This is a genomic window from Flectobacillus sp., assembly GCF_049240685.1.
GTDB lineage: Bacteria > Bacteroidota > Bacteroidia > Cytophagales > Spirosomataceae > Flectobacillus.
Genome location: NZ_JBMLSD010000100.1, coordinates 1 through 3,188, shown reverse-complemented (window position 1 = coordinate 3,188; position 3,188 = coordinate 1). Strand labels below are relative to the sequence as shown.

4 protein-coding genes and 1 CRISPR repeat array are annotated in these 3,188 nt (G+C 35.4%); all 4 genes read right to left on the bottom strand.

The genetic code is table 11. The annotated features are described in order from the left end of the window. Positions 1-220 precede the first annotated feature (220 nt). Positions 221-514: a CRISPR direct-repeat array (repeat unit 30 nt; unit sequence GTTTCAATTCCTAAATGGTGCGATTAAAAG). Positions 515-730: 216 nt separating this feature from the next. Further along, positions 731-1,030: a CRISPR-associated endonuclease Cas2 gene (gene cas2 / locus ACOVQ4_RS04650; protein ID WP_421819488.1), complete on the bottom strand. Its 300-nt coding sequence runs from the start codon at positions 1,028-1,030 to the stop codon at positions 731-733. Positions 1,031-1,061: 31 nt separating this feature from the next. Next, on the bottom strand, positions 1,062-2,066 hold the full coding sequence (gene cas1b / locus ACOVQ4_RS04645; protein ID WP_421819487.1) for a type I-B CRISPR-associated endonuclease Cas1b: 1,005 nt from the start codon (positions 2,064-2,066) through the stop codon (positions 1,062-1,064). Positions 2,067-2,093: 27 nt separating this feature from the next. After that, complete coding sequence (gene cas4 / locus ACOVQ4_RS04640; protein WP_421819486.1) at positions 2,094-2,639, bottom strand: CRISPR-associated protein Cas4; 546 nt, start codon at positions 2,637-2,639, stop codon at positions 2,094-2,096. Then, positions 2,636-3,188, bottom strand: a 553-nt coding sequence (locus ACOVQ4_RS04635; protein ID WP_421819485.1) for a transposase, incomplete at its 5' end; no start/stop codon positions are given. The genes ACOVQ4_RS04635 and cas4, both read right to left, overlap by 4 nt.

The following is a 3,188-nucleotide window of genomic DNA, read 5'->3' as shown; positions in this document are numbered from 1 at the left end:
ATCACAAACCAATCCTCCATACATGAAAATGTAAGCAATTTTAAATCAGAGTAAAAATTAATCCCTGCAAGCGACCCATCAAAGCCAAGACTGCGGGGATTTTTTATATTAATAGAAGGTAATAAAAAGCAGCACCAAGTCCAGAGGCAAACTTCATTACAATTCAAAGGAGTTACGATGAAAAGTCGATTCTGGGTATTTTATAGTTGATGAGTTTTCTGTTTCAATTCCTAAATGGTGCGATTAAAAGGCGATTAATTCGGATTATTCTAATTTACCATTATTATGGTTTCAATTCCTAAATGGTGCGATTAAAAGCTTTCCCAGATAGCCATGTAATAGACTATTTTACGCAGTTTCAATTCCTAAATGGTGCGATTAAAAGTAGTATCATTGTTCATTACACCTTTATAGACAATGTTTCAATTCCTAAATGGTGCGATTAAAAGTGGCAATTGCGGCAGGTATCATTCTCGGTTCTGTTGTTTCAATTCCTAAATGGTGCGATTAAAAGCCGTTATTAAAATGGCCTATACGCTGTAAAATAACGTATTTTTCCCCGAAAAAACTAGAAAAAAATCGTCGATGTGTAATGATAGGATTTACCCCGCACATCGACGACTGTTGATTATCAGAAACTTAGCTCAAAAACCTATCTCTTTGATTAATAAAATTTCAGTATTTCAATGAACTATTTTTGGGCTCGACGACTCGCGTATATCATTATACGTCATAAAAAATTATCTGTACTCATACGCTCTACTCCTATCACTTGCTTATCAAGCCAACGCTCGTTTCGGCTCTTAAAGATAATCAAACTATCTTCATTTTCATTCATGATTTTTCGAGCTCCTTTCTCTAACTCCTTCAACTTTACCTCGGTAATTTCTCCCTCAAATACCGAATTTTGAATCCAGTTCAAATACTTTCGGCAATGTTTCATCATTTTGCTTACTCGCTTTTCTCCCATATCATATACCAAAATTACATACATATCAATCAATGTTTTATTTCCAACAACTTCATTCAAAAATCACTCGTTCATAAACTGCTAACTCACTCTACCACATCATTTTAAAAGGTTTGTAAGTCTCTATTCCCAAAATATGCTTGCTGAGTTTATAACACTCTAACTTTACTAAGTGCTTGTAACTGACGCTACGTCCTAAAGTTCGATGCTTGAAGGTTTCTTTTAATCTTTCTTCGAATGCCTGTACAAATACTTTCTTGGCGCTATCTTTCAATATACATCTGTTGGTATCCTGCCGAAAATCATTCGCTTGTATTTGCTTTTTATTCAATACACTGAAAATGGTTCTATCTACCAACAATGGTTTGAATATTTCCGAAATATCCAAGGCCAATGAATATCGTCGCTCCCCCGGTTCGTGCAAAAAACTAATCGTAGGATTAAGCTGAGTATGATATATTTGATCTAAACACATCGTATAACACATCATGTTACCAAACGAAATTAAGGCATTCACTTCATTTTTGGGAGGCTTTTTACTACGATTTCCCATCTCAAAATCATTGATTATCGTATCAAAAGTATCATAATACGCCTGACGAATATTACCTTCTATCCCCATTAATTCATCTACCTTTTTGGCACTTTCAATCAAAGAAACGTAATTTTCTATACGTTCCAACGAACTCGCAACATCTTTACCCCTACTCTGGTAATATTTCAAGTTGCGACTCATATTAAATGCCGCACCATTAATCAAAGTCTGGGCAATTACCATCCGTTTTTTTTCAGAAATATAATGCTTGGTCTGCTCTACTTGCATCTTGCCTGCCAACAGATAATCCTTAGACATAAATGAGCCTGTATAATGCTCATAATAGTCAAAAAAATGTACTGATATATGGTTTTTACCTATAAAATTAAACAAGGCACTATTGGCATCCAAACTGCCAAAGCAGTACAAGTTATCTACTGACTCAACAGGTATTGGACGAACTTGACCTTCATTTCCTTCCTCATCTAAAGGCGTAAAATACAGCGTATTATCCTTACGACTCATACGTCCAGGATTGAATAGGTAATAGGATTTTTTCATGATGTCAAAAGATTTATGTTATAGTGTTCAAACGTTGTCGTCTATTTCACCAGACCAACAAAAATCAAAATAGCTACACGAACGGCATTTGGATATGGAAAGTTTGGAGGGACAGGCTTCTCGGTGAATTATCTCAGAAACATCTTTTATCCAACTTTCGATTTCAGGCATTTCATCCTGATGCAATTCAACCCTTTCGGTAGCTCGAAGTTTAGGGTATTCGATTATGCCATGATGCGCAGGTATACCATTCTTTCTTAATAAAAAGAGATAAAATTTTACCTGAGCCACATGGGCTCTTTCCTTAGCATTAGATTTTTTGGTCTCATAGACAATCCCTTTCTTAGCATCAAAAAAGTCTATCTTAGCCGAAGCTCGAATTCCGCCATCAAGCTCTGCCAAAATTTCTAATTCTTGATTTTTCTCTGCTCGCTGCGGATAGCTTTCTTCTCCAATCAGTTTACCTTCATAAACCACATCGGAAGTATGCTCCATCGTAATACCGTTGGCATGAAGCCAAAGTTTTCGATGACAAAGATGATAGTAGTTGATAAGCGTAGCGTTGATGTTCATGGTAAAAAGAATTTATCATCTTCCCAACTATCAGGGTTGGAATAAATATAATTTGAGATTTTTTGAAAACTATCTACGTCTTTAATAATATGTTCCCAGTAACGTTCCTGCCAAGCAAAACCCAATGAGGGAAATATTTCATTGATATGCTTAGTACATACCGATTTGAAAGAACGAATGACAACGGGTACACCACTCGCCTGGGGAGCAATAGATTGGTAAAACTTTGTTTGTTTTTTGACATCGTTAACTGCCTTTTCTTTGGATTCTTTCAACACCCCAATATCAATTATTCCATGGATGTGATTAGGCATTACAATAAATTCACCTAAGGTTACATGAGGAAAATGTTTAGGAATTTGGTACCAAAATCCCTGTATCAAGGCTCCTATACTAGATAATTTCATTTTTTTATCCTTACATTCTCCAAAGAAATGCTCTCGATTTTTAGTACAAATGGTAACAAAATACATTCCTTCTCCATTATAATCCCAAGAAGTTAGCCGTGTAGATTCTATTCGATATTTGTTTTTGAATAAAGCCATATTT

Excerpts from the sequence above, each read along its gene's own strand:
- cas1b (WP_421819487.1), bottom strand. The coding sequence starts at position 2,066 with ATGAAAAAATCCTATTACCTATTCAATCCTGGACGTATGAGTCGTAAG.
- cas4 (WP_421819486.1), bottom strand. The coding sequence starts at position 2,639 with ATGAACATCAACGCTACGCTTATCAACTACTATCATCTTTGTCATCGA.